This is a genomic window from Kamptonema formosum PCC 10802, assembly GCF_000332335.1.
Taxonomy (GTDB): domain Bacteria; phylum Cyanobacteriota; class Cyanobacteriia; order Cyanobacteriales; family Oscillatoriaceae; genus Oscillatoria.
Map to the genome: position 1 here is coordinate 3,388,369 of NZ_KB235948.1, position 21,375 is coordinate 3,409,743.

Genomic DNA, 21,375 nt, shown 5'->3' on the forward strand with positions numbered 1-21,375 from the left:
AGGAATTAATATTACAGCAGCGCCAGCGGAGCTGCTGTAACGAAATGTAAAAACCAGTAAGATTGTTTAATTAGTTTTTATAACATTGAGCGCTGGCAGCTCGGGGGAGTTGCAGGGGGTTTGGTCAGCAGCCGAACTCGAACCGCTTGTGACTGACAGGCAGTGGCCGCACAAGTCTCTCCTCTTGACAATTGCAAATTAAGAACAAAGAATGAAAAAAAGATTAACAGCCGGTCGCGGGCGCGTCAGTGAGAGGGGGGAACTGAAAAGGAGCGCGAAATCACGGATGCTGTCTGGGTTGGGTGCGGTGTAATCTGGATCAGACACAGTTAGCAGGGAGCGAGGGAGTTTGATGGGTCTAATTGTTTTGTTAATTTAGAACGCCATCGATCTAGAGATTAGCGCGAGTGAAATGGGAACTCTGTTTGTAGGTTCGGGCGATGTGCTATGTGCCGAGGATGGCACCTGGGGCGATCTAATGCCGGATAAATTCGCAGAAAACAACTCAGGTCGGCAGAGAACTGGCCAAGAGCCGCCGGAAGAGCCAGTATATTCACGGAGAACCGGTGAAAATGCTGGAAAGGGTCTGGCGGAAGGGAGCGGGCTGGCCCCAAAGGCTGAGCTGGACGGTTCTGGATCGAAAAGGGGAAGGAAACCCGTGTCTCAGCACAATATTAAAACAAGCGGAATAGCGCCAGTGATGGCAGAACCTTTCAGGGCACAGTGTGCCGGCGCTGCTGAACTGGTTCCCGCACAGACCCACTGGGCCCAACTCACGCAGTCTCGATCGGATGCCGCTGATTTAGAGCGACAAATTGCCCAGATAATCCGCACCGCCGCCTGTGCGGAAACCTTGCTCAGCGGGGTGGCAACCGCCGTGGGGCAAGCGTTTCAGGCAGACGGCTGTTTGGTTGCGGTTCAGCAGAGCCTAAACTCAGCCACGACTCAAACGCTGCACGCATATCCTTGCCGCCTGCAAGCGGTGCTGTCCGAGGTGGCGATCCCTCGCGCCGGTGCCCCCCTGTCCGCTCTCGGGCGGGCTGAGGGCGAACTCTTGGCCATTGGTGACCTGGAGGCCACTTCGGAGCAGGGCTGCAGGCTTGATGTGTGGCAAGCGCTGCAAGTCAGGGCGGTTTTGGGCATCAGAACGCAGTTTCAGGGTCAGGTGAATGGGGAGATTATTGTGATGCGAGCGCAGCCATACTGCTGGACAGATCCAGAAAGGGAATTACTCAAATCAGTGTCAGACTCTGTGGCGATAGCCATCTCTCAAGTGGTGCACAACAGGGAGATCGGGTCTTTACAGGGGCAGGTGAGTGCCTTCGCTCAACACCGCACCCTGATCAACCAGTTAACTGTGGCTATCCATAACGCCCTCGACCTGAACCAGATTTTTCAAATGGCCATAGATGGGATTGCCCAAACCCTCCGGGTGGCAAGAGGTGCGATCCTGATGCTGAAATATGCAGACCCCCTGTTCGCCACCCGTCAGCCGGCGGCGCAGGCAAAACGCATTCCCAAGGCTAAGGCGACGATAGTTTGCCAGGTGTTGGGTGCCGGTGAGGGGCCAGAGCGGGCCAATCCCCAGCCTCAACCGGCAGGCGCGATATCAAACCAGTCCTTCTGGCTGTCGGAGTGCGCTCTGTTCCAGCAAGCCTTCACAGAGGCTCCCAGACCACTGGCGATCCCCAACTTTGGCGAGGCCATCGGCGCGGACTCACAGCTCAGTGTGGCCTCGATCTTCACTCCAGAGGTGATGCCGGCCCTGCTTTTAGTCCCCTTGGTGGGGGGCACCAGCAAAGGGCCGGCTGCCGCCACCGTTCTGGGCTTCTTGCTGCTGCAACACTCCCAGCCCCGTCTGTGGGCCGCAGAGGAATTGGAACTGGTAGAATTAGTCGGGGCCCAACTGAGCACCGCTATTATCCAGAGCCAGACCATCCAGCACGTGCAAGCCCTCGTTGAGGAGCGCACCTCTCAGCTGCAGCGCAGTCTGGAAGTTCAAGCGAAACTCTACGAAAAAACCCGCCAGCAAATCGACCAGCTGCGCCGGCTCAACCAGCTCAAGGACGAATTCCTCTCGACCATGAGTCACGAGCTGCGGACTCCCCTGACCAGCATGACCCTGGCCATCCGCATGCTGCGCCAGCCCGGCCTGCCGGCAGAGAAGCGCGACAGGTATTTGGATATTTTGGAGCAGCAGTGCAACCAGGAAACCAATCTGATTAATGACTTGCTGGCGCTGCAGAAGCTGGAGTCGCAAAAAGTGCCGGTGCATGTGGAAAAAATTGACATCAAAGATTTAATCGCTGAGTTAGTCCAGTCTTTTGAGGAGAGCTGGGCCGATAAGGGATTGAAGCTGGCGGTGGATTTGCCCAAGCTATCGCTGAAACTCCAGACGGACAGGGACAGCTTGCAGCGCATCCTGCAAGAGCTGCTGACGAATGCCGGCAAATACTCCGCACCGGGAACGACTGCGGTTTTGCGCGGCTACCACCAATCCTATCAAAATATCCCTCAAATTGTCCTCAGCCTCTCTAACACCGGCCCGGGGATCTCCCCAGAAGAGTTACCCTATATCTTTGATAAGTTCCGCCGGGGACAGGGGGTGACCGACCAGGCAATTGCCGGCACCGGCTTGGGTCTGGCTCTGGTCAAGTGCCTGGTCGGGCACGTCAATGGTGCGATTGAGGTTTCCAGCAGCCCCCTGGAGGGCTCGACCTCTTGGGAAACCTGCTTCACCCTGACTTTACCCCAGATCCTGGACACCACAAAGGTCTGAAGCTCTGGAAACCCCCTCCCCGCACACCGGAGGGGGATTTTTGCAGCGGAGTTCACCCCACTGTAGCGATTCGGATTTGTGAGAGTTATTTTTTAAATAAACCGCCGCCGTCAAGGAACGCCAAGGAAAGAGAAGAGGGAGAATTTTACAAATCATTGAAAAGTGTTATAATGTGCGGCGGGAAAATAATGCCGGTGGGCCAACTCTAAGAATAAACCGTATGCTCGTAAAAGCAGCGCCTAAGCCTCTTCGCTGGCAAAGGCCCAGATATTCTCCGCTGGCGCGTCAGAGAGACGTTTTTGCTGCGGCAGGGAAGTTCATGTTCTACTTGTGGTGGGATGGGATAACTGGAAACAGTTCCCCCACTCAGAGAAAGCGTCGGGCGGAGTGGTTAGTTCGCACTCTGCTCCATTTAGGGCCGACTTTTATTAAAATTGGTCAGGCGCTGTCTACCCGCGCGGATATTCTTCCTTTAGAATATGTGGAGGAGTTGGCGAAGTTACAGGATAGCGTGCCGCCATTTAGTGCTGAAGAAGCTATCGCTATCATTGAATCTGAACTGGGCAGCTCTATCAACGCTCTGTATCGGGATTTTGACCGGTTTCCCATTGCTGCAGCTAGCTTGGGTCAGGTGCACAAGGCGCGGCTGCACACGGGGGAAGATGTGGTCGTGAAAGTGCAGCGTCCCGGATTGAAAAAGTTATTTGATGTGGACGTGAAAGCTGTGCGCAAAGTCATGCGCTTCTGCCAGCGGCATTTTAAAGAGATAAGAAAGTATGACTTGGAGGCTATTTATGATGAGTTCTTTTATATCCTCTATCAGGAAATAGACTACATCCAAGAAGGGAAGAATGCCGACCGCTTTCGAGCGAACTTCAGCGGCTACTCCCGGATTGTTGTGCCCAAAGTCTTCTGGCGGCACACGACTTCAAAGGTGCTGACGATAGAATATCTGCCGGGAATTAAGGTGGATGACCGGCAAACTCTGGAAGCCTGTGGCGTAGATGTTAAGAAGCTCAACCAGCTAGGAATTTGCTGCTATTTGAAGCAGCTGTTGCAGGATGGCTTCTTCCAAGCTGACCCCCATCCGGGAAATCTGGCTGTGACTCCTGATGGCAGTCTGGTTTTTTATGACTTTGGGATGATGGCAGAGGTGAAGGCGCTGGCAAAAGAACAGATGATTAAAACGTTCTTTGCTGTGCTGCGAAAGGATACGGATACTGTGGTGGATACGCTGATTCGCATGGGGCTGATTGAGCCGGTTTCGGATATGATGCCGGTGCGCCGCCTGATTTCCTTCCTGCTGGAAAAGTTTACAGAAAAGCCTGTAGATTTTCAGGCTTTTAATGAAATCAAGAGCGAACTGTACGTGATGTTCGAGCAGCAGCCTTTTCGCTTGCCGGCACAGATGACCTTTATTTTGAAGTCACTGACGACTCTCGACGGCATCGCTCGCTCGCTAGATCCGGAATACAGCATTGTCGCCGCCGCTCAGCCTTTTGTGAAAAGTGTCACGGTGGCTCAAGGACAGGGAAAGGCGCTAGGAGAACTGGCAAGACAAGCGCGGGAGTTCATCAGATATCGGTTGCAGCAGCCCAGTACGGCGGAAGTTTTAATGCGGCGCTTGGAAGAGCGCATTGAGCGGGGCGAGTTGGTGGTGCGCGTGCGAGCGCTGGAGACTGAACGCACTCTCAAACGCATTAATATAGCCCTGAAAAGTTTGATTTATGCCTGTTTGACTGGATTTACTTTGCTCTCTGGTGCGGTGCTGGTTGTCGGGGGTTTCAAAGCCGGCGCTTTTGCGGCTTTTTCCCTCTCTGGAGCGGGTTTTTTGGCTTTGCTTCGCTCTTTAATCGATTTGGCGGTTAAGGAAAAACTGGACAAGCTGGCTGAGAAATAAATTTTGGCGCATGGGGCATTGGGCATAGAGCATAGGGCATTGACTCAGCGGCGTCTGTCAGGTTTTAGGGCAAAGCCAATGCCAAATGCCCAATACCCACCAATGCAAAATGGCCATTGGCAAATTGTCAATAGCCATTTTGCAAATTTTTAAATACCCCCAGGGGAATTCGAATCCCCGTCGCCTCCGTGAAAGGGAGGTGTCCTAGGCCTCTAGACGATGGGGGCGCGTCGCTGACTCCCTGTTGGGAGGGCGCTTGTCTCGCACCTTTTATACCTTAACCAATCTCACCGGCTCTGTCAATACTTTTTCTGAGAATTTTTCAAAAAATTTTTTCGGGCCTTCTGCGAGCTGGCCGACCGGCCATTGGCCACGTTACAGCGGGCCTTGGCAGTAGGCTTGCAGGATGCGGATGCAGTTGGAGATTGCCCCCAAATGGGCTATCTCGTAGCCGTGGGTGTTTTGGGTGGGGAACCCCAGGCAAGCGCCACGGGCGATATGGCCAAATTTCATGGCGATGGAGGCGTCGCTGCCAAAACCGGCAATCGCCGCCAGCTGCACCGGCACCCCCGCCCGACCGGCGGCTTGCCGCAACTGGCCATTCAAGTCTTCATCATAGATGCCATAGCCATCCGCAGACAGCAGCACCGGCACTTCCCCATCTTTAATCGGATACTCCTCCGCCAGGGGACAAATTTCCAGAGCAATCAGCGCCCCCACCGGCTGCCGGTTGGCAAAGTAGAGCGCCCCAATCGCCCCCACCTCTTCCTTGGCGGAAGCCACCAGATAGATATCTACCGGCGGCTGTCTCACGAGCTGGGCCAGGGCCAGCAAAATGGCCACGGACGCCTTGTTGTCCAGGGTGTAGCTGCCAATATAATCCTTCAGGCGCACCGGCTTCTTGCGGTGAAGGCCCACCACGACGCGGGTTCCCGGTCGAATGCCGGCAGCTTCCAGCTCCTCAGGTGTGCGTTTTGTTTCTATCCAGGCATTCTCCCACTTCAAAGCCACTTCCTCTTGCAGGACTTTTTGGGGGGATTCGTGGGAGACGTGGCGCGAGCCAAAACTGAGGATGCCGCTGATCGTTTCGGCATCTCCCAGCAAATCCACCACCCCTTCGCCATACACCCACGGAAACGCGCCGCCCAACTTGCGAACTCCCACCCGCCCTCCGTCGCCAACCGTCTTAACCATTGCGCCAATTTCGTCTTTGTGGGCGGTGATGGCGATGGCTCGCCCGCTATTGGCACCGGCGATTTTAGCGATAGCATTGCCGGCGGGATCGATCCACGCTTCCACGCCCGACTCGGCAAATCGCTTCATTAACAGCCGGTCAATTTCTCCCTCCACACCGCTCGGTGAGTGGTGCAGCACTAACTCTTCTATGGTGGCAAACAGCCGGTCGTAATCTGGGAAAGACATGTTCAATGCAGTGAATTAACTTAATATAGCACGCCTAAATCATTTGCGCAACCGCTGCGGAACCAGAAACCCGGTTTCTTTAAGAAACCGGGTTTCTCAGTACTATAATACGGTTGGCAGTCAAGCTATCGCCTCAACTCACCGGCTTTCAGCGGTAAAGCCCAGACTGCAAACAGCCTAATTCAGATTGCCCGAATTTCCCGAGTTGAGGCGCGGGTTGAAGCGAGCGCCGGTGCGCCCAGTCGCTATCCAAAGCACAGAGCGAACGCAGTCGCGGGCAATTCGCAACAGGGAGTCCGGTGGCTGTCCCTGTGAGGGCACAGAAAGCGGCGTCACAGCAATCCCGCGACTTCCCAGCACAAAAGTGGCGATAGCTCGCGCTCGCGCCATGTGATAGTCCGAGGTGATCAAATAGAGATGCCTTATCTCCCGCTGCGCAAAATTTTGAACGGTACAGGTAAAGTTCGTTACCGTATCCGTCGCACAGATATCGTAGTGGATTTGCCGTTCCGGAATCCCTGCTTTCTGGAACAATCTTTTGAGATAGTTTATATTTTGGGGTTCGTCTGACACCCAAATCTCTAAATTGGGGTGCGAGCGCCAGAATTTAGCCGCGAACATCATTCGTGTGACATCGCCCCCCAGCACCAAGATGGCTTGAGGCACCGGCACTTGGTGGAGGGTCATTGCCAGCCGCACCGGAATACAGCCGGTGAGTGCAATCAGTGCTGTTGAGAGCAGCAGCATCCAGAATTTTGTTAAGTTTAAGCGCGGGAGAAATCCTTTTTTTTGCCTTACAGCCATTGCAGACTTTAATAATGAACTATTGGCGGTTCATTAATAAGTCTAAATTGACACTATAGCAAGAGACAGTCAGTTTAGGACGCGCTCTATCGGAGGGAACCCCTGTCCTACGAGGTAGGCGTAGGGCAGGCGTTCCCTCCGTGCCCTCAAGGTCTAATGTCCGTTCCCTAAGTTGCTACTGCTATAATGCCGGCGCTCACCCGCCCCTGCCACTACTGCTGCAGGGCGTCTTTGGCGGAGATGCCTTCGCCTTGAAAGCCGAAGTACCAGAGGGCGGATGCCGCTTCGGCGCGAGTCACCGGCTTTTTGGGCTGGAAGATGGCTGTGTAGCCAAACGACCGGCGGATATTGGCCAAATCCCCATTCTGGTAGTCGGCGAGCACCGCGCGCAATGCTTTGGGGTCAATTTTTGCGGCATCCTGAAAGCCCCACGTTTGCTGCACCGCATCCGTGGAGGCTGCGGGTAAAGATTTGCGGGTGTCGAGGGGCACTTTCCAGAGTGCCAGCGTCTCCCGCGTCAGGGGCGCATCGGGGCGGAATTGAACGGTGGTGCTGTCTCCAGACAGGGGGCTTATGATGATGCCGGCTTCGGCTAAGCCCTGAATGATGGCAAAATCCGGGTCTTTTACCGGCACGTCTGTGAATGCCGGCTGGGCGGTTTCCAATCCGGCGCGGATTTGTCGCGCCGGCTGGCTGGCGTAGAGTTTATTGTTGGCGTCAAACAGCCAGCGGGCAAATTGGCGGCGGGTGATGGTCCTGTTTGGCTCAAACTGTGTGCCGGCGGCGGGTTCTTTGCTCTTGGGGGCGGCAGAGGGCGTCAGCACCCCGAGCTTGGCCAAATCTTCCAGGTACTGCCGCAATTGCGCCGGCGCTTTGTTTAAATCTGTGAGGCTTGCCGCAGCGGCGGATGCGGGCGGCGTTTCGGTGCCGGTTGCGGGTGCCGGTGCCGGTGAGATGCTGGCTGCCGGTTCGGGTGCCGGTGCCGGTGAGATGCTGGCTGCCGGTTCGGGTGCCGGTTCGGCGCTGGCGGCGGGCGACGGGGCGGGTTGCGGCTGCGCTGCCTCCCCCGTTTCGCGCAAGTATTTAATCGTAAATGCTGTTACGCCGGCTGCCGCATTGGGCTCAACGGACACTTTGACGCGCAAATTCTCGCGGCGAACCTCTAAGGTGCCGGTGCCGTCGCCCGCCGGCTGGCTTACCGTCTCCCAGTTGCTCTCTTTAAATTGCTTTTGGTAAAACTCCCGCACGGCTGTTCCGGAGTCAGGACTGGCCCACCGAGTTTGACCGGCAGATCCCTCGGGTTCGCCGGTCAGGGGCTTGACTTCTTGCAGCTTGGCGTTGGGATAGCGGGGAATCTCTGCGGGGAAGTCTGCCGGTAGCTGCGCCGCCTCCTGTACTGGGGGGCTGTTTTTCGGGCCACCGAAGGTCACGGGATTGTCTTGGAGGCTGGGATCTGCAGCCAAAGACTGCTCCAGCGCCTTCCCGGTGGGGGTGTTGGCGCAGGCGGTCAGCGTTATCACCAGGCAAGCAGCTAGCGAACGCGCGAATGCAGCAGAGCGTTGATACAGCAGCACAGAAAATCAGAAAATTTGTCTCAATCCCACACTAGCGCAGATTGGATGGCAGCATCCCCGTTGTGCAAACAAGCCCAAATGAATGCCACAATGATTTCAGCAGGGGGTAGGAGGAGAATATCTTTGGCCAGCTGAATCCCGGAAACGGGATTGAAAATCCGCTGCTAGCCCCGCTGCTTTCTGGGGAGTGCTTTTTCACAGCAGGGTGCGCGCTCTGGCGCACTCTGCCGCTCTCAAAACCTTACTGGCCATACCACCCCAAGTCCGTCGGCAGAATTGTTAGCCGCATAGACCGGGTTTTGAGGGCTGTAGCTGGGAACGCACGGGTCCGAGCACGCCGGCTTTATCAGCCTGGGCTCGCCCGCCTGTGACGTTTGGGAGGACGGCGTTCTCAACCCCCTGCCCTCCAGCGCTGTATTGGCGCGCTCAATCGCCACCTTGAAAGGCTCTGGCTGAACAGCCGCTACCAGCGCTCTGGGCTGCTGCACTCGGTCAACTCTCAAGTCTGCGGCAAGGCTGGAATTGCCTTGACTGACTTCGCGCAGTCTTTCTGCCTGGGCGAGGGCTGAGGTGCCGGCGAGCAGAATCCAACCAAAAGAAAGCAGGACGGTAACAAGTTTTTTCACGGTGATGCTCCCTCCTTTGCATGCCTGACTGTTGCCTGTGAGGGTGCAGGAGAGGGGAGCGATTTGTCACAAGCGCACATCGAGCTGGGGAAAATCCACACGGCAGCCGCAGGCAAAAAGCGCCGGTTCTCCCCACAGACTAGCGCCGCTCCCTTACTTTTCCTGCCCTCTCTATTTTTATTAAACCATAAAACATTGCGATCGGGTAACGGGGAAAGAGAAAAATTATGTTAAGAACTCTCGCGATCTTTGCGAGTGAGGGCAAATATAGCGGTTCTCAGCTGGATGAGCGTGTTTGCCCAGAAACCCGGTTTCTTTAAGGAACCGGGTTTCTCAGTACCTCAGGTGGGACGCCTGTCCTGCGGGGTTTGGGGCTGGGGTTAAAGCTCGCCAAAGCGAGCCGGCTCAAGCGCGTTGAAAGCCTTTTCCTGGTTTCTTTTTCCCTTTAGGTTTAGACGGAGATTTATTCACCTCGGCGAAAGCTTCTAGAAACAGCTCGTGCAGGTGCACCGGCACGCTGGCGATTTCCGGCAGCTCTGGCTCGACAGGTTTGTTAAATTCCTTGAGGAGTTCTTGTAAATCCCTCTCAAGACAGAAATCCGGACGCCCCAACACCTCTCGCAACACTTTTTCTAATTGGGTTGGGTACTGCCGGGCGAGCCGGTGCCAGATGAAAGGATTAATTTCGCGGTCTTCCAAATAGGAGCGCACCAGTTTTTGCTTCTCCGGAGTTTGCCCGTCTTCCGCTTCCAGCAAAGCCTTGAACCGGCTGTACGTCGGCAGGAACACCTGCCCCCAGCGGGGATGGGCGAGCGCTGTCACCTGTTCCGCTTTCTTTAGGGAAGCCGGCAGCTCAACCTTCGGCATCACCATTTTGGTGCTGTCCTTGCTGTCCAACAGCCAGTCTGCCGCTTTTGAGTCCGCACCGGCAGCCACTGCCGCTTCTTTAAGTTCTGCTGAGCCAACCCCAGCGTCTTCCGCCAGATCCGCCAGCGATTTAGATTCATCTATGCCGGCAGCATCCAGGCGCTTCTGCGTTACTTCTTCCTGAAACTCAGCAATTTTTTTGTTGAGCTGGTATCCGGGCATCGTCACTTCATCGCTGCCAAAAAAGTCAATAAATTCGCGGTGATATTTCTCTACGGACTTCCAGGCTTCCTCTAGCAAGTCTGGGGCGTCGCTGTAAAGGTGGTTCTTGTACTGGGCTTTAAAATTACCAATTGCCACAGCCAGTTTCGGTTTGCCCAAATTCCCCAGAGGGGAATACGCTCCAGAAAACATCCAGTAGGTGTCGCTCACCGGCACAATCCGCGCCAGTAAAATATCCCCCTGCTTGAGCTTCCCGAGTTCCTCCGGGCTGAGAGCGGGATTCGGCTTGACAGTGTAGGGCTTGGCGGTTAGCCAGTTCATCAGCTCAAAGCCATCCGGCAGAATTTGGCTGACGGCAAACAAGCCGGTGAAGCTGCGCTGCCAGCTGAGCAGTAAATTGCGGTCGGTTTCTGACAGAGAGGGCCGGTTTTCTACATACAGCTCCAGGGGCGTCTTCTCCCCGACTTTCGCCTCAGTCAGAAAGCTGTCAGTCACCATATCTCTCTGCGTCATGTCAGAGCGGTCTTTGCTGCTCTGCCCGGCGACATACGCCTCCAGGGCAACCGCCAGATCTCCCTCCGCCTCCAGCACAAACTCAATTAAATCTTGCTTTAGTTCCCAGGCTCGCGATCTTATGTCATCCACAAGTATTTCTCCAGGTTCAACTCTTCTAGGTTAAAGGTTTATCTCGGCTTTTGGCAGCAGCCGGCACAAAAAAGCCGCCGGCACCCGCTCTCACACCCCCCACTCCCCTCACCCCCTCTAAGTGGATAGCAGGGGAGCAAGGGAGCCGGGCAGCCGGGGAGATTGGCCCAAAGAACCTTGAGTCCCAATTTCAGACGTAGGACCGGCATCTTGCCTGTCCCAATTTCAGACGTAGGACCGGCATCTTGCCTGTCCCAATGTCCCTGAGGGCAGGCGAGAGGTCCACGGTTCGAGTTCAGAGGTCTATCGGAGGAGTGGCAAACAGGTAACGATCAGAGGCTATGCTTTTAATTTGCTTATTCCGCCAAGGGGACAGAGCTTCTATTACTTCCTTTTCAGGAAGATCATGGGAGCGAGAAATAACGAGGTATAATGCAAAACAGCTTATCTGGCCACAGATATCTCTGAACTCCACCGGCATGTACGAACGCCTTTTGTCCCAGTTCTAAGTGCCGGGTAATGTCCGCAAGCGCTCATTGAGATGGGTGCGGTCAGCCAAAACCAGCAAGAATGGCCCTTGAGTGCCAAATTCCACAACGCTCAGCGATCCTACTGGACAGGCGAGGCGATAGCGGAAGCGCCCCACGTCAATTCCCAGCAGGCTGCACAGAATAATGCGGATCGTGGCTTTGTGGGAAACGGCCAAAACATTGCCGGTGGGAAATCGCTGCTTGATTTCTTCAATGACTTGCAAAGCGCGATAGGCAATGGCCACAGCGGGTTCGCCGCCGGTGGGCGGATACCAAGCCGGATCGGCACAAAGAGCGCAGATAGTCGTCGTGATAGTCTCGGCTGACGGTTTCTGCGGATAAACCCTCCCACTGGCCATAGTTGATTTCTTTCAATCCGTTTCGGAGTTCCATTTGCACCCCCACTGCGTCGCAGAGGGCTTGAGCCGTCGCCTGGGTTCGCCCCATTGGACTGCTATAGATAGCGCTCCAGGGTGTGGGGCGGTAGGTGGCGGCAAACGCCTGGGCCATCTCCAGCCCCTCAGGGGTGAGTTCGGGATCGCTCGCACCGCAGAAGACATTCTGCCGGCTGCAGCCGGTCTGTCCGTGACGCAATAAATAAAGCTTTAAGCTCAAAGTGATATCCCTCCTGAGGGTGGTTTTGCGTGCTGTGATTGCGCCTTATTATAATTATGTCTTATTGCGCTCAGAATGGGAAAAGATGAATAAAGTGCTGGCTGGCAGTAAGCGCTTTACTCTACAGATAGGGCTAGAGCCCGGTGGGAGAACTGATAGGCTATTTTGCCTTTAATTTTGTCCGCCTGCGGATTTCGGGCGAATTCAGCTGCCGGTGGGGACGGAAAAGGCTCTTGAATTCTTTTAAGGGGGGAAAAGGGGAGATGCCGGCAAAAACATAAGGTTGTGCGCGGAAGGGGGAAAGGAGTAAGATTATAAAAAGGTCGATTATAGCAGCAGTCATATTGGTTAGAACAATAGAAGCTTCGGGAGCTCTGGAGCAAGGGAGGCCGGAATGTAGGTTTCCTCAATGCTTACTGCTCTATAGACGTAGGGCAGGCGTCCGCCGAGCCTGAAAATCTAATCTTCTAACCTAAGTGCATACTGCTATAATAGAATAACTTGTTCTTCAATGTCCGCAGTTCTCCCGGATAGCGACTGAACACAGCGCAGTAAGGAACTCCCAGATTTTGTTCGTAAACTGACCCTTTAGTGGGTGGGTTTCCAGGTTGGCTTCCCGTCTCGCCCAAAGCGTCGGAGTCGCTTCTGGGAGAGAGCAATTCAACCACAACAAACGGGCTGACTTGCTTGTGCCTTATCGCATAGCTCAAACGCATGTCGCGCCCGTCATAAAGTCCTGAGACTCCCACGACAGCGAACCAATCAGGGCGCTTGTATAGCAGCAGTCATATTGGTTAGGACACGCTATGGCCCAATATGACTGCTGCGATATCAGAGGGTAGGGGCGGGTTTATCGGTGTTGTAGCTGTGTGGCGCAGGTTGTGGGTGAACCCGCCCCTAGATCATGTTAAACCCCTTGTCCTAATCTAAGTGCCTACTGCTATACCAGTTGGGATGCCTGGAATCGTAATAAAGGTTCAGGTTACTGCCGGTGAGCACCCGCTCTGGGGGATAGTTGTGGGGGCGGAAAGTGAGACGCTGCAGTTCGGGTTGAAGGTCGTGAAATTCATCTGGCAATCCTTCTGCGGGGTTTTCGCTGGGCAAATCGTACATTGCCGGCAGGGTTTGCCGGGGGGGAAGGGGCGGCTCGGACTGTGCCGGCAAGCGAGTGGGGATATTTATAGAGAATTTTAGGAGTGGATTAATGATTTGAGAAACCCGGTTTTTTTAAGAAACCGGGTTTCTGGGGCGCAGTTTCTGGGGCCTACTTTAACGGGCTCTTACGGCGTTCAGGGAGCGGCACCGGCTTCCCGCTCTCGCCGGTGCTTGGCATCTTTTTCAAACCAGGCGACCACTTGCTTGACGGTGAGGGCTTCAACCGGCGCACCGGCTTCTTGGGAAATTTGCTTTAAGGGCTTTAAGGAGGACAGCACCAGTTGAGTGAAAAAGCTGTCAAAGCCGGTGTCAATATCGCTGTCTCGCTTGACGCTCCGATCGTTTTCTATCCAAGCTCTCACCTGTGCCGGTGTCACCTCTTCTAGAGCGCAACCTGTATTCCCAGCAATCTCCTTAAGCGACCTCAAGGCGTAAATTGCCAGCCGAGTGGAAAATTTCTCGCGGGAAGACATGAGGGCTTTGTCCACCTCAGCGGCTTCTTCTAGGGTTAAAAATTGCGGGGCGGGTTGCGGCTGTTCAGTCATGATATAATTAGGTTAATTAGGTTAATTCTATAGCGTTTTTCATATTAGTGAGGGACTGAGAAACCCGGTTTCTTGAAGAAACCGGGTTTCTGGGCCTAACGTTCATCCAACTGAGAAACGCTATATTTGGCAAATGCCGGTGCGGGGCAGGGCTCTGTTGCAGGCACGAGGGTCTGTCCCGTCTAGCCGGCGCGTCTGGCGGCAAGGCGGGAAGGCGGTTTCAGGGAGACAGGAAACCGGGGTTGTTAAAGAAACCCGGTTTCTGGACAGGTTTGCCCCCAGTCAGGCTTAACCATTACTTTATCAACACTCTCTAGGAACTATAGCAGTATGCACTTAGGTTAGAACATTAGACCTTCAGGGGGGCGGGACGCCTCCCCTACGTCTATAGAGCAGTAAGCATTTAGGAAACCTACATTCCGGCCTCCCTTGCTCCAGAGCTCCCGAAGCTTGTATTGTTCTAACCAATATGACTGCTGCTATAACACCTAAAACCTAACACCTGACAGCTGTCACGCAGATTTTTCCCCTGCGCGAGGCTCAATCAAATAGCCGCAGCGGTGTTCGCCGTTAATAATCCAGTGCGTCCGCTCGACGGTGCAGTCTTGCAGCGCCGCCGCAAACATTTCCAGCTCGTGATCGCAGACTCTGGGGAAAGACTCGGCAATCTGGGAGATGACGCAGTTGTGCTCAGCGACCATAAACCGAGGGCCGGTTTGGCCACCGGCAGCTTCAGGCTCCAGGGAATACCATTCCGCCATATAGCCCTCAGCTCGGCGCAGCTCTACCAACTTGGCCACGCGCTCTGGCAAAGGCCCATTTCCCAAGCGCTGGCGGTATTCCATCGCCTTGCGCTCCCACTGCTTGCGCAGGATGGAACTCATTTGGTCGCGCCCTACGGTTTCCGTCAGGGTGTCCAGCAGAGAGACGGCAAACTCGTGATAGCGATTGGGGAAGCGCTCCCGCCCCTCAGTGGTGAGTTCGTAGACGTGCTGGGGGCGTCCCATGCCGGCCTGAACCGTTTGATAGCGGATCAGCTCCTCCGCCTCCAAGTCTTTGAGGTGGCGGCGAATCGCCTGCGGGCTGATGTCGAGGGATTCCGCTAGGTCCTGGGCGGTTGCTTGACCCTGCTTGAGCAGGTGCTGCAGGATGTCTTGTTTGGTGGAAGGTTGCTGAGTGGTGGCCATCGTCTTCCCGGAGTGAGCCAAAAAGCGCAAAAAATTTATTTCGGACTTTGACAACGTGCTTGTTGCTAAAGTACCCTAAAATGGAAGTAAGGCAACAAGCCTGTTGTTTTACTTATTATAGACGCAATTTAGCTGGCTCTCCCATCCTGCCCAATGACTGCATCTTACCGCCCCACACAGGCCACAGACAAGAACCTCGAAGCCATGCGGCACTTCGCGGAAACCTACGCGAAGCGCACCGGCACCTACTTCTGCGCGGATCTGAGCATCACAGCGGTTGTGATTGAGGGGCTGGCCCGACACAAGGACGAGTACGGTTCGCCCCTGTGTCCGTGCCGGCACTACGAAGACAAACAGGCGGAAGTGGCGGCGGCCTTCTGGAATTGTCCGTGCGTGCCCATGCGGGAGCGCAAGGAGTGCCACTGCATGCTGTTCCTGACGCCAGAGAGCGAATTTGCCGGCGACAGGCGGGAAATCTCGTTTGAGCAAATACGAGCCACCACCCGCCAATACTGAGGGGCGCGGGCGAAACGCCCGCCCTCCGGGGGCGCAACCCAACCCGCCAATATCTCTGCGCCGGCGCACTGGCTTGCAACATTCAGGCTATTGTTGAGAATCAAAGGGTGACGGCTGTCGCAGATGCCGGTTTCCACCTTAGAGAGAGAACACACACCGATGAGCGCAACAGTTAAAACCTTAGTCAATCAGCCCTACAAGTACGGCTTTGTCACCGAGATTGAAGCCGACACCATCCCTCGCGGGTTGAGTGAGGACATCATCCGCCTGATTTCTTCAAAGAAAAACGAGCCGGAGTTCATGCTGGAATTCCGCCTGCGAGCCTACCGGCAGTGGCTGAAAATGACAGAGCCGGCATGGGCGCACGTAAACTATCCGAAAATAAACTATCAGGATATAATTTACTACTCCGCGCCGAAGCAGAAGAAGCAAAAGCTCAACAGCCTGGAGGAAGTTGACCCAGCACTGCTGGAAACTTTCGAGAAACTGGGCATTCCGCTCTCCGAGCAGAAGCGCCTCTCCAACGTGGCGGTTGACGCTATCTTCGACAGCGTATCGGTGGCCACGACCTTTAAAGAAAAGCTGGCCAAACAAGGGGTGATCTTCTGCTCCATCTCGGAAGCGCTGCAAGAGCACCCAGACTTGGTGCAGAAGTACCTGGGCAGCGTCGTGCCGGTGAGCGACAATTATTTTGCCGCCCTCAACTCCGCCGTGTTCAGCGATGGCTCCTTCGTGTACATCCCCAAAGGCGTCAAGTGCCCGATGGACCTGTCCACCTACTTCCGGATTAACACCGGCGACACGGGACAGTTCGAGCGCACCCTGATTGTCGCCGAGTCGGGCAGCTCCGTCACCTACCTGGAAGGCTGCACCGCCCCGATGTACGACACCAACCAGCTGCACGCCGCCGTGGTAGAATTGGTTGCCCTTGACAATGCGGAGATTAAATACTCCACCGTGCAGAACTGGTACGCCGGCGACGAAACAGGCAAAGGTGGCATTTACAACTTTGTCACCAAGCGCGGACTCTGCCAGGGAGTCAACTCCAAGATTTCCTGGACTCAGGTAGAAACCGGCTCTGCTATCACCTGGAAATATCCCAGCTGCGTGCTGGTGGGAGACAATTCGGTGGGCGAGTTCTACTCGGTGGCCCTCACGAACAACTACCAGCAAGCGGATACCGGCACCAAAATGGTGCATGTCGGCAAAAACACCCGCAGCACGATTATTTCCAAGGGGATTTCTGCCGGTCACTCCCAGAATAGCTATCGCGGCTTGGTCAAGATTGGGCCAAAGGCTGCCGGCGCGCGCAACTACTCCCAGTGCGATTCCATGCTGATTGGGGACAGCGCCCAAGCGAACACTTTCCCCTACATCCAGGTGCAAAATAACACCGGCAAGGTGGAGCACGAAGCTTCTACCTCCAAAATTGGGGAAGACCAGCTGTTTTATTTCCAGCAGCGGGGAATTTCCGCAGAGGATGCGGTGTCGATGATTATCAGCGGGTTCTGCAAGGATGTGTTTAATAAGCTGCCGATGGAGTTTGCTGTGGAAGCTGACCGGCTGCTGAGTTTGAAGTTGGAAGGTACGGTTGGGTAATTTTATACTCTCGTTCCCGGGCGGAGTCTGGGAACGAGAATGAAATTGAACCGCCAAGACGCCAAGAACGCCAAGGAAGAGGAAAGAGAGAGAAATGATAGTTGAGAATGGTGAGGTTATTCTGTCTGTCCGCGATTTGAGGGCGGAGGTGGATGGGATTGAGATTTTGAAGGGGTTGAATCTGGAGATTAAGGCGGGGGAAATTCATGCTATAATGGGGCCGAATGGGTCGGGGAAGAGTACGTTTTCTAAGGTGTTGGCGGGGCATCCTGACTACACGGTGACGGGAGGTGAGGTGATTTTTCGGGGAGAAAATTTGCTGGAGCTGGAAGCGGAGGAAAGGGCGAGAGCTGGGGTGTTTCTGGCGTTCCAATATCCGCTGGAAATTCCAGGGGTGACGAATCTGGACTTTTTGCGGGTGGCGTACAATTCGCACCGCAAGCATAAGGGTTTGGAGGAGTTGGACGCGCTGGATTTTGACGATTTGATACAGGAAAAGTTGGAAGTTGTCAAGATGAATCCGGCGTTCCTGAGCCGGAGTGTGAATGAGGGGTTTTCTGGCGGCGAGAAGAAGCGGAATGAGATCCTGCAAATGGCGCTGCTGGAGCCGAAGTTGGCGATTTTGGACGAGACGGATTCGGGGCTGGATATTGATGCGCTGAAGATTGTGGCGAATGGGGTGAACCAGCTGGCGAGCGCTGAGAATGCGATGCTGGCGATTACGCACTACCAGCGGTTGCTGAATTATATTGTGCCGGATTACGTGCATGTGATGGAAGCCGGGCGCATTATTCTCACCGGCACGAAGGAACTGGCGCTGGAGCTGGAAGCGCGGGGCTATGACTGGGTGCGTGAAGAGGAAGCTGCTGAGGTGGGTGCGCGATGAGTTCGCAAGTTGCTAATCGGGATGCCTATTTGGCTGAGTTGGTGGAGCAGTGCCGCAAGTTGGGGAAAGGGAAGCGGGAAAGTTGCGCTTATGGGTTGAAGGATTTGCGCGATGCGGCGGCTGAGTTCGTGCTCGCTTCCGGTTTCCCAACTACCAGGGATGAGGAGTGGCGGTTCACGGATTTGTCTGAGCTCAAGCAGATTCCTTTCCAGGTGGCTGGAAGTGCGGAGGGGGCGAATCTGGGTCTGTCGGACATTACGCTGCCGGTGCGGGAAAAGGATGCTTTGCCCTTGCGGGTGGTGTTTGTGAATGGCTATTACGCGCCGCACCTCTCTGCAGCTGATGCGTCGCTGCTTCCGACGCTGGCGCTGGAGCTATTTGTGGGGAATTTGTCGAATGCGCCGGGACCGTATCACGCGCGCATTCGGGAGTGTTTGAGCGAGCGCAAGCAGCGCAGTGAGGTGTTTGAGGCGCTGAATGTGGCGGCGCTGGTGGATGCGGCGGTGGTGGTGGTGCCAAAAAATCAGGAGATTGAGACGCCGGTTCACTTGCTATTTCTGGCGGTTCCGGGGGAAGCGCCGGCGATGTGTGCGCCCCACTGTCTGGTGATTGCGGAACCGGGAAGCAAGGTGACGGTAATTGAGGACTATGCTGCTGTTGGCAGGGGTGTCAGTTTTACGAATGCGGTGACGGAAATTGTGGTCGGTGAAAATGCCCGGGTTGACCACATCCGGATTCAGAGGGAGAGCGCGGAGGCTTTCCATATTGGGAAGAGTTCGGTGGAGCAAGCCCGCAACAGCCGGTACAGCTGTTACGCTGTCAGTTTGGGCGCAAAGCTTTCCCGGCACAATTTAGACGTGCGGCAGGCGGGAGAGGGTACGGAAACAGCGCTCAACGGTTTGGTGGCAGTCGCCGGCGAACAGCTGGCAGACACTCACAGCACTATCGCTCTGAATTACCCTCACGGCAGAAGCCGCCAGCTGCACAAGTGCGTGGTGGGGGATCGCGCTCGCGGGGTGTTTAGCGGTAAGGTGATTGTGGCCAAAGCCGCCCAGCTCACGGATGCCGCCCAGCTGAGCCGCAATTTGCTGCTGTCTGCCAAGGCGCGTGTGGATACGAAACCGCAACTGGAAATTGTTGCGGATAATGTCAAGTGCTCGCACGGCGCTACGGTGAGCCAGCTGGATGCGGAAGAGGTATTTTACCTGCAAAGTCGCGGTTTGGATGGAGATGCGGCTCGCACTCTTTTAATTGATGCCTTTGTCGGTGAGGTTCTCAATCAGCTGCCGGTGCTTTCTTTGCGGCAAACCCTCGCTAGTGCGGCGAGCCGGTTGAAGGCTGCTAGCTAAAGGCAGGGGAACCCGGCACCCTAACCCCAGCCCCTTATCCCCAGAGGGGGCCCCACCTTCCCCGTTAACGGGGAGGGGGAAAAAGAGAGGGGTTTATCCCTCGTTCCCAGGCGACAGCCTGGGAATGCCGACCGGCAGGCTCTGCCTTCCGCCCCCAGTTGGGAACCGGCGAGGGAGAGCTTATAGAAAAAGCGTTCTATGGCGTTGCCTGGAAATGAGAGATTACAATCCAAAACTGTAAAGATGACCTTACTAACTCAAGAAAAAACTCTCGCTGCTAAAGTCCGTCCGGACTTCCCGATTTTGCTCCAGGAAGTTAACGGGCACCGTTTGGTTTACTTGGACAATGCCGCCACGTCCCAAAAACCGCTGCAGGTGCTGGAAACGCTGCGGGAATACTATGACCAGTACAATTCCAACGTGCACCGGGGCGTTCACACCCTCAGCGCGCGGGCGACGTCTGCTTATGAGGAAGCGCGAGAAAAAGTCAGCCGGTTTGTTAATGCGGCTTCCTATCAGGAGATTGTCTACACGCGCAATGCCAGTGAGGCGATTAACTTGGTGGCCTACGCTTGGGGGCTGAGCAATTTGCAGCGCGGGGATGAGGTGATTCTCTCGGTGATGGAGCACCACAGCAATTTGGTGCCGTGGCAACTTATGGCGCAAAAAACCGGCGCGGTGCTGAAGTTTGTTGAGCTGACTGAGACGGAGGAGTTCAATCTGGAACAGTTTAAATCACTGCTTTCGGATAAGACAAAGTTGGTGTCTGTGGCTCACGTTTCTAACACTTTGGGCTGCATTAATCCGGTGCGGGAGATTGCGAAACTGGCGCACAAGTACGGGGCGAAGGTGTTAATTGATGCCTGCCAGAGCGTGCCGCACATGCAGGTTGACGTGCGGGAGATGGACTGCGACTGGCTGGTGGCTTCTGGGCACAAGATGTGCGCGCCCACCGGCATCGGTTTCCTGTACGGGAAGCTGGACATGCTGCGCTCGATGCCTCCGTTTTTGGGCGGCGGCGAGATGATTGCGGATGTGTTTTTGGAACAGTCCACTTATGCGGATGTGCCGGCAAAGTTTGAGGCGGGCACGCCGGCTATTGCGGAGGCAATCGCCCTGGGTGCGGCGGTGGATTACCTGACGGAGGTGGGGATGGATAAAATTGAAGCTTACGAACATGAGCTGACGGCGTATCTGTTTGAGCAGTTGCGGAAAATTCCTCAAGTTAAGGTTTACGGACCGCAACCGCCAGCGGATGGCACCGGCAGGGCGGCGCTGGCGGCGTTTACTGCCGGTGAGGTGCACCCGCACGATCTGTCTACGATTTTGGATCAGGCGGGGGTGGCGATTCGTGCGGGGCACCACTGCACGCAACCGCTGCACCGGTATTTGGGCGCTCAGTCTACGGCGCGGGCGAGTTTGTATTTTTACAACACCCGCGAGGAGATTGACGTGTTTATTGGGGCGCTGAAGGAGGCGATTGAGTTTTTTGCCGGGATTTTTGGGTGAGCCGGTGGGGTGGGCGCTGCCCACCCTCCTGGCTGTTGCAAACTATTGCGAAACGGCTTGGCAAACCGCACCAAGTGTTTTATGTTATTTTGAGAGGATGTGGGGAAGTCGCAGGGCAAACACCCAACTAACCAGAATGCCGGTGAGGCGCGAACGCTCTCACAATTCCTCCCATTCCTCCCGGCTGATTTCGGCTTGACGCAAGATTTGAACAAGCAACGCAGGGCTGATGTCTCTCTGATGCGGATTAGGAATCCAAACTTTGAGATTTTCTTTAACCATGTACTGATGCTTGCCCCCAGAAAATGGCCCTTCAAATCCCAGTTGCTTAAAGAGGCAAATCAGTTCCAAGCGTTTAATGGCTCGAAGTGGCGGCATCAGGCAACCTCTTGCTGTGCGTTCAGGTCAATGCCATCGATAACGGGTAGTGAGTGCTGCAACCGCAATCCCAAAATAATCCAGCCTTCTAAGACTTCTTGTAACAATTCCCGACAGTATTCCAGTCTTTCTGCATTGGCATATACCCCCTGAAAGCCTGGGATTTCTCCGTAAAAAGTTCCGTCCTCCAGCAACTGATAGGTGGCTTGGCGCATCGCCGATTGAATGTAATTTGTTAGCATTTTGAGTCCTCTGTTAACAGTCGAG

The 21,375-nt window shown here is 55.1% G+C and carries 21 protein-coding genes and 1 tRNA gene; 8 read left to right on the forward strand and 14 right to left on the reverse strand.

Going from position 1 to position 21,375, the window contains the following annotated elements:
* Positions 1 to 658: 658 nt before the first annotated feature.
* Positions 659 to 2,779 (forward strand): ATP-binding protein, encoded by a 2,121-nt coding sequence (locus OSC10802_RS0114455; protein ID WP_026098476.1) that lies wholly within the window; start codon positions 659 to 661, stop codon positions 2,777 to 2,779.
* Between the two features lie 220 nt (positions 2,780 to 2,999).
* Entirely contained in the window at positions 3,000 to 4,679 is a 1,680-nt protein-coding gene (locus OSC10802_RS0114460) for an ABC1 kinase family protein (protein ID WP_026098477.1), read from the forward strand.
* 154 nt (positions 4,680 to 4,833) lie between these two features.
* Here the strand turns inward: OSC10802_RS0114460 and OSC10802_RS0114465 are convergent.
* The 10 genes from OSC10802_RS0114465 to OSC10802_RS46255 form a co-directional block, all read right to left on the reverse strand.
* Positions 4,834 to 4,906 (reverse strand) — tRNA-Glu (locus tag OSC10802_RS0114465).
* A gap of 148 nt (positions 4,907 to 5,054) precedes the next feature.
* A complete protein-coding gene (locus OSC10802_RS0114470; protein ID WP_017717482.1) occupies positions 5,055 to 6,101 on the reverse strand; it encodes a M42 family metallopeptidase in 1,047 nt (348 codons plus the stop codon).
* A 177-nt stretch (positions 6,102 to 6,278) separates the two neighbouring features.
* The gene (locus OSC10802_RS0114475) at positions 6,279 to 6,905 is read right to left on the reverse strand and encodes a YdcF family protein (protein ID WP_017717483.1); all 627 of its coding nucleotides are present in this window, start codon (positions 6,903 to 6,905) and stop codon (positions 6,279 to 6,281) included.
* Positions 6,906 to 7,117: 212 nt separating this feature from the next.
* Positions 7,118 to 8,479, reverse strand: coding sequence for an S-layer homology domain-containing protein (locus tag OSC10802_RS0114480; RefSeq protein ID WP_017717484.1), 1,362 nt, complete (start codon positions 8,477 to 8,479; stop codon positions 7,118 to 7,120).
* Positions 8,480 to 8,712: 233 nt separating this feature from the next.
* Positions 8,713 to 9,105: a hypothetical protein gene (locus OSC10802_RS0114485; RefSeq protein ID WP_017717485.1), complete on the reverse strand. Its 393-nt coding sequence runs from the start codon at positions 9,103 to 9,105 to the stop codon at positions 8,713 to 8,715.
* A gap of 405 nt (positions 9,106 to 9,510) precedes the next feature.
* The gene (locus tag OSC10802_RS0114490) at positions 9,511 to 10,839 is read right to left on the reverse strand and encodes a DUF7986 domain-containing protein (RefSeq protein ID WP_017717486.1); all 1,329 of its coding nucleotides are present in this window, start codon (positions 10,837 to 10,839) and stop codon (positions 9,511 to 9,513) included.
* A 505-nt stretch (positions 10,840 to 11,344) separates the two neighbouring features.
* On the reverse strand, positions 11,345 to 11,614 hold the full coding sequence (locus OSC10802_RS56470) for a histidine phosphatase family protein (protein WP_369797075.1): 270 nt from the start codon (positions 11,612 to 11,614) through the stop codon (positions 11,345 to 11,347).
* Positions 11,580 to 11,984, reverse strand: a complete 405-nt coding sequence (locus OSC10802_RS56475; protein ID WP_369797076.1) for a histidine phosphatase family protein — start codon at positions 11,982 to 11,984, stop codon at positions 11,580 to 11,582. Before OSC10802_RS56475 ends, OSC10802_RS56470 begins: the two co-directional genes overlap by 35 nt.
* A 160-nt stretch (positions 11,985 to 12,144) precedes the next feature.
* Entirely contained in the window at positions 12,145 to 12,327 is a 183-nt protein-coding gene (locus tag OSC10802_RS49845; protein ID WP_155967761.1) for a hypothetical protein, read from the reverse strand.
* 124 nt (positions 12,328 to 12,451) lie between these two features.
* Positions 12,452 to 12,733 (reverse strand): hypothetical protein, encoded by a 282-nt coding sequence (locus OSC10802_RS46255; RefSeq protein ID WP_071593305.1) that lies wholly within the window; start codon positions 12,731 to 12,733, stop codon positions 12,452 to 12,454.
* Between the two features lie 181 nt (positions 12,734 to 12,914).
* Between OSC10802_RS46255 and OSC10802_RS56480 the strand changes: the two genes are divergently transcribed.
* Positions 12,915 to 13,178 carry a hypothetical protein gene (locus OSC10802_RS56480; protein WP_155967764.1) on the forward strand — a complete coding sequence of 88 codons (264 nt, stop codon included), beginning with the start codon at positions 12,915 to 12,917 and terminating at the stop codon, positions 13,176 to 13,178.
* Positions 13,179 to 13,273: 95 nt separating this feature from the next.
* Here the strand turns inward: OSC10802_RS56480 and OSC10802_RS0114510 are convergent, their stop codons facing one another.
* Both OSC10802_RS0114510 and sufR read right to left on the reverse strand, forming a co-directional pair.
* Positions 13,274 to 13,684: an NDH complex assembly factor CRR9 gene (locus OSC10802_RS0114510; protein WP_017717489.1), complete on the reverse strand. Its 411-nt coding sequence runs from the start codon at positions 13,682 to 13,684 to the stop codon at positions 13,274 to 13,276.
* A 512-nt stretch (positions 13,685 to 14,196) separates the two neighbouring features.
* Positions 14,197 to 14,871 (reverse strand): iron-sulfur cluster biosynthesis transcriptional regulator SufR, encoded by a 675-nt coding sequence (sufR, locus tag OSC10802_RS0114520; protein WP_017717491.1) that lies wholly within the window; start codon positions 14,869 to 14,871, stop codon positions 14,197 to 14,199.
* Positions 14,872 to 15,024: 153 nt separating this feature from the next.
* Between sufR and OSC10802_RS0114525 the strand changes: the two genes are divergently transcribed.
* From OSC10802_RS0114525 to OSC10802_RS0114545, 5 genes are all read left to right on the forward strand, one after another.
* Positions 15,025 to 15,387, forward strand: coding sequence for a ferredoxin thioredoxin reductase catalytic beta subunit (locus OSC10802_RS0114525; protein ID WP_017717492.1), 363 nt, complete (start codon positions 15,025 to 15,027; stop codon positions 15,385 to 15,387).
* 159 nt (positions 15,388 to 15,546) lie between these two features.
* A complete protein-coding gene (gene sufB, locus OSC10802_RS0114530; RefSeq protein ID WP_026098480.1) occupies positions 15,547 to 16,986 on the forward strand; it encodes a Fe-S cluster assembly protein SufB in 1,440 nt (479 codons plus the stop codon).
* A 94-nt stretch (positions 16,987 to 17,080) separates the two neighbouring features.
* The gene (sufC, locus tag OSC10802_RS0114535) at positions 17,081 to 17,872 is read left to right on the forward strand and encodes a Fe-S cluster assembly ATPase SufC (RefSeq protein ID WP_017717494.1); all 792 of its coding nucleotides are present in this window, start codon (positions 17,081 to 17,083) and stop codon (positions 17,870 to 17,872) included.
* Positions 17,869 to 19,221, forward strand: a complete 1,353-nt coding sequence (gene sufD, locus OSC10802_RS0114540; protein ID WP_017717495.1) for a Fe-S cluster assembly protein SufD — start codon at positions 17,869 to 17,871, stop codon at positions 19,219 to 19,221. Before sufC ends, sufD begins: the two co-directional genes overlap by 4 nt.
* 243 nt (positions 19,222 to 19,464) lie before the next feature.
* Positions 19,465 to 20,730, forward strand: coding sequence for a SufS family cysteine desulfurase (locus OSC10802_RS0114545; protein ID WP_017717496.1), 1,266 nt, complete (start codon positions 19,465 to 19,467; stop codon positions 20,728 to 20,730).
* 159 nt (positions 20,731 to 20,889) lie between these two features.
* Here the strand turns inward: OSC10802_RS0114545 and OSC10802_RS0114550 are convergent, their stop codons facing one another.
* Positions 20,890 to 21,108 (reverse strand): type II toxin-antitoxin system HicA family toxin, encoded by a 219-nt coding sequence (locus OSC10802_RS0114550; protein WP_017717497.1) that lies wholly within the window; start codon positions 21,106 to 21,108, stop codon positions 20,890 to 20,892.
* Positions 21,108 to 21,350 (reverse strand): type II toxin-antitoxin system HicB family antitoxin, encoded by a 243-nt coding sequence (locus tag OSC10802_RS0114555; protein ID WP_026098481.1) that lies wholly within the window; start codon positions 21,348 to 21,350, stop codon positions 21,108 to 21,110. Before OSC10802_RS0114555 ends, OSC10802_RS0114550 begins: the two co-directional genes overlap by 1 nt.
* Between the last annotated feature and the right edge of the window lie 25 nt (positions 21,351 to 21,375).

What these genes read in the sequence shown, in the direction of transcription:
- OSC10802_RS0114460 (WP_026098477.1), top strand. Translation starts at nt 3,000, where the DNA reads ATGCTCGTAAAAGCAGCGCCTAAGCCTCTTCGCTGGCAAAGGCCCAGA.
- OSC10802_RS0114470 (WP_017717482.1), bottom strand. Translation starts at nt 6,101, where the DNA reads ATGTCTTTCCCAGATTACGACCGGCTGTTTGCCACCATAGAAGAGTTA.
- OSC10802_RS0114475 (WP_017717483.1), bottom strand. Translation starts at nt 6,905, where the DNA reads ATGGCTGTAAGGCAAAAAAAAGGATTTCTCCCGCGCTTAAACTTAACA.
- OSC10802_RS49845 (WP_155967761.1), bottom strand. Translation starts at nt 12,327, where the DNA reads ATGACTGCTGCTATAATCGACCTTTTTATAATCTTACTCCTTTCCCCC.
- OSC10802_RS0114510 (WP_017717489.1), bottom strand. Translation starts at nt 13,684, where the DNA reads ATGACTGAACAGCCGCAACCCGCCCCGCAATTTTTAACCCTAGAAGAA.
- sufR (WP_017717491.1), bottom strand. Translation starts at nt 14,871, where the DNA reads ATGGCCACCACTCAGCAACCTTCCACCAAACAAGACATCCTGCAGCAC.
- OSC10802_RS0114525 (WP_017717492.1), top strand. Translation starts at nt 15,025, where the DNA reads ATGACTGCATCTTACCGCCCCACACAGGCCACAGACAAGAACCTCGAA.
- sufB (WP_026098480.1), top strand. Translation starts at nt 15,547, where the DNA reads ATGAGCGCAACAGTTAAAACCTTAGTCAATCAGCCCTACAAGTACGGC.
- sufC (WP_017717494.1), top strand. Translation starts at nt 17,081, where the DNA reads ATGATAGTTGAGAATGGTGAGGTTATTCTGTCTGTCCGCGATTTGAGG.
- sufD (WP_017717495.1), top strand. Translation starts at nt 17,869, where the DNA reads ATGAGTTCGCAAGTTGCTAATCGGGATGCCTATTTGGCTGAGTTGGTG.
- OSC10802_RS0114545 (WP_017717496.1), top strand. Translation starts at nt 19,465, where the DNA reads ATGACCTTACTAACTCAAGAAAAAACTCTCGCTGCTAAAGTCCGTCCG.
- OSC10802_RS0114550 (WP_017717497.1), bottom strand. Translation starts at nt 21,108, where the DNA reads ATGCCGCCACTTCGAGCCATTAAACGCTTGGAACTGATTTGCCTCTTT.
- OSC10802_RS0114555 (WP_026098481.1), bottom strand. Translation starts at nt 21,350, where the DNA reads ATGCTAACAAATTACATTCAATCGGCGATGCGCCAAGCCACCTATCAG.